This is a genomic window from Microvirga sp. BSC39, assembly GCF_000739015.1.
Lineage (GTDB): Bacteria > Pseudomonadota > Alphaproteobacteria > Rhizobiales > Beijerinckiaceae > Microvirga.
The window spans coordinates 1-3,243 of record NZ_JPUG01000017.1 but is presented as its reverse complement, the minus strand read 5'-3'; the positions used below and the strand labels follow the sequence as shown (position 1 = coordinate 3,243).

The window sequence follows — 3,243 nt, the reverse complement described above, 5'->3', positions numbered from 1 at the left end:
GAGGCAGATAGATATCAGCCTGTGGCGGGGGTGGAGATACAGGCCATGGTACCGGCTCACCCTCAAACGTCATCTCCTCGCGAGGACCTACCGCAAACCCGGCATCAGGACGCCTCCCCAGGGCTTCAAGCCCGGCCGTAAGAGCACAGGGGAGCAGGATATCGTCCGCATCAAGGAAGACCAGATAGCCCCCCCGGCTCCGGGCGATCCCGGTGTTGCGGGCGACTGCTGGGCCCGCATTGTCCTGCCGCACGACTGTGGTTCGTGGGTAGGGCGGAGCCACTGGCGCGACAGGCACCGGCGAGCCGTCGTCGACCAAGATGACCTCATAATCCGGGCAGGTCTGGGCAGAGACCGATTGCAGGGTCTGATGGAGCAACTCGGCCTGAGCGGGCGTGCTGAGATAGCTGGGCACGATGATGGAGACGAGAGGCTGGTCACGTTCAGGGGACAAAGGGGGCATTGAGACAACTCCGCGAGACCTCGCTTGACGGGTGGAGATGAGATAGAGCGAGGAGGGGATGCCGGAACTGGCGAGACTCGTTCGAGACGCCTTGAGCCGGGATTGTCTCCGCTTAGCATAGGGTCAACCTTTACCGTACGTCTGCATCGCTCGGATGAACGGACCTTCACACAACCCCGCTTACTCGGCCGAATTTGACCCGCAGCGGACCTACCGGCACCCCTGACGCCTACAAGTGGTGAGTGGAATCCCACCTCTTGTCCCGGTCGGGACCTCTACCCGCATGGCAGTCAACACGTCATGCATGTGTTCTCCGGCACAGCCGGACGGCGCACGAAAGCTTATCAATCGAACATAAGCACGAAGCTGCCTTGCGGCTTTATCGGACATGGCGGAACTCCTAACAGGCCTGTAGCGACGATGAGCAAAAGTACACGATCCCCTGCACCCTCCTTCAGCTTGAACTCCGCAGAGTGGGGTGCCGTTGCTGTTCTTATGGCATTTCTGGTCCTGTGGTTTGGTTCAGCATTCGCCTGAGCTTGGGTGATCGGGGTGGCACTATCCGCAAGGGAGAGAGGTTTTCGCTAACCATTTCGGAAGAGCTTGCGCCGAGAATGTTTGTGGTGTGGGCCTCGAAGCGGAAGGAAGGTGCAATGGCAAAGAATATGATCTGTCTCTGGTACGACAAGGACGCCGAGGCTGCTGCCCGCTTCTATGTCGAGACCTTTCCCGACAGCGCGGTGCATGCGGTGCACCGTGCTCCCGGCGACTATCCGACCGGCAAGGAGGGCGACGTGCTGACAGTCGATTTCACTGTTGCGGGCGTTGCTTGTCTGGGCCTCAACGGAGGTCCCGCGTTCAAGCACAACGAAGCTTTCTCATTCCAGATCGCCACCGACGATCAGGAGGAGACCGACCGCTACTGGAATGCCATCGTGGGCAATGGCGGCCAGGAGAGCGCGTGCGGCTGGTGCAAGGACAGGTGGGGGGTCTCCTGGCAGATCACGCCGCGCGTGCTGACAGAGGCGCTCGCAGCAGGCGGCGCCGAGGCCAAACGTGCGTTCGATGCCATGATGAATATGAGGAAGATCGACGTTGCGGCGATCCAAGCTGCGCGGCGCGGTTGATGCTCTACCGCGGATGGCGGCAAATTCGCTGCCAGCAGCAGTAGTCAGCTCTTGGCACTGGGCTGACCTTGACCGTACTTCCGCACTGCTGGGATGAGCCGACCTTCGCACCGACTTCTGCTGCTACTCAGTTTGACCCAGAGAGGAATTCTGAAGCAGAGGTGCTAGGAACGGGTCTCGACATCGTGAGGTGACAGCGTCGCGCCGAGTGCCCAATCCTGCGGCGGATCTTTAGGGACTGCGCGACGGGCTCTGTACCGGCCCCGTCGACCGTTCTAGTACTCGGACTTCCAACAAACCGTTCCAGTCACTAGCTCCTCGATTCAAGGGCGTTCATGTTTCACCTGACTTTCGCACTGCCCGCCCTCTATGTGCTGGCGCGGTTCGTGTGGCCGCTTCCGTGGGCGCTGGGCGGGAAGATTGCCCTTGCCATCGCCGTGCTCGTGGCCTCGCAATCCCATCTCTGGAGCCGCCTTTCGTCCGGCTCTGTCTTCGCGCCCGAGTTTCCCCGTGCTCTCGTGCTTGTGTTCAGCTGGGCTGTCGGGGCAATCGCGCTGCTGGCGGTGATGCAGATTGCCCTCGATGTGACCACCTTGATCGTACGTCTGTTTCGGGGCGGCGGAGCCATACCAGTCGGCGTGCGCTACACGACCGCGATGGCGGCCATGCTGCTTTCGGCAGTCGGCGTGTACCAGGCGACACGTGTTCCCCCGCTCAACGATATCGAGATCGCCATCCCAGGCCTGCCGCCTCAGTTCGACGGCTACAGGCTCCTGCAACTGACCGACCTGCACATCAGCCGCCTGTTCCCTAAGGAGTGGACCCAAGCGGTGGTCGAGCGGTCCAACGCGCTCGGTGTCGACCTGATCGTGGTCACCGGCGATCTGATCGACGGCTCGTTCGGCGCGCGGCGTGCCGACGTGGAACCGCTGCGCGGACTGCGTGCGAAGGACGGCGTCTGGGTCATTCCCGGCAATCACGAGTACTTCTTCGGCTACGAGGAGTGGATGCTCCAGTACGCCAGCCTGGGGATGCAGGCGCTCGTCAACGATCATACGGTCCTGAACCGTGATGGCGGATCGCTCGTGCTGGCCGGCGTCACTGACTTATCGGCGCCTCGATCCTTCCATCCCGCACCGGACCTGTCGGCCGCGCTTGAGGGCGCGCCGTCCGAAACGCCGATCCTCCTGCTCGATCACCAGCCGAGGAACGCCTCGCAGGCGGCCGCACGGGGAGTGGCGCTGCAACTCTCGGGGCATACCCACGGTGGTATGATCCCAGGACTGGACCGGCTAGTTGCGCGCGCCAACAACGGGTTCGTCTCGGGTCGGTACCAGGTTGGCGGCATGACACTCTACGTCAACAACGGCACGGCATTATGGCCCGGCTTTGCCTTGAGGCTCGGGCGTCCCTCTGAGCTGACTCGCATCACCCTGCGACGCGCGTCACCGCAGGATCGTTCGCCCGCTCATGCGCCGACGAGTTCAGAGCGAACGCTTGCTCCGGCCACCGCAGGCTGAATTCACGATGAGAAGGCCGCCCAGCGGAATGGCAGCTATGGTACATCCCGGGTGGGGCCGAACTTCTGTTTTGAACAGGAAGATCGGACGTTCCTGCCAGTGAACGAACTTCACTGCCTGACCCGTTGCAGAC

At 62.2% G+C, this 3,243-nt stretch carries 3 protein-coding genes; 2 read left to right on the top strand and 1 reads right to left on the bottom strand.

Annotated elements, in window-relative coordinates; translation table 11 throughout:
* Positions 1–463: glycosyltransferase family A protein (locus MA07_RS28395; RefSeq protein WP_152568680.1), on the bottom strand; the 463-nt coding region annotated here is incomplete at its 3' end.
* Positions 464–1,116: 653 nt separating this feature from the next.
* On the opposite strand from MA07_RS28395, the gene MA07_RS01465 reads away from it, so the two are divergent.
* Both MA07_RS01465 and MA07_RS01460 read left to right on the top strand, forming a co-directional pair.
* On the top strand, positions 1,117–1,590 hold the full coding sequence (locus tag MA07_RS01465; protein ID WP_036346080.1) for a VOC family protein: 474 nt from the start codon (positions 1,117–1,119) through the stop codon (positions 1,588–1,590).
* Positions 1,591–1,925: 335 nt separating this feature from the next.
* Positions 1,926–3,110, top strand: coding sequence for a metallophosphoesterase (locus MA07_RS01460; RefSeq protein WP_036346074.1), 1,185 nt, complete (start codon positions 1,926–1,928; stop codon positions 3,108–3,110).
* Positions 3,111–3,243 lie beyond the last annotated feature (133 nt).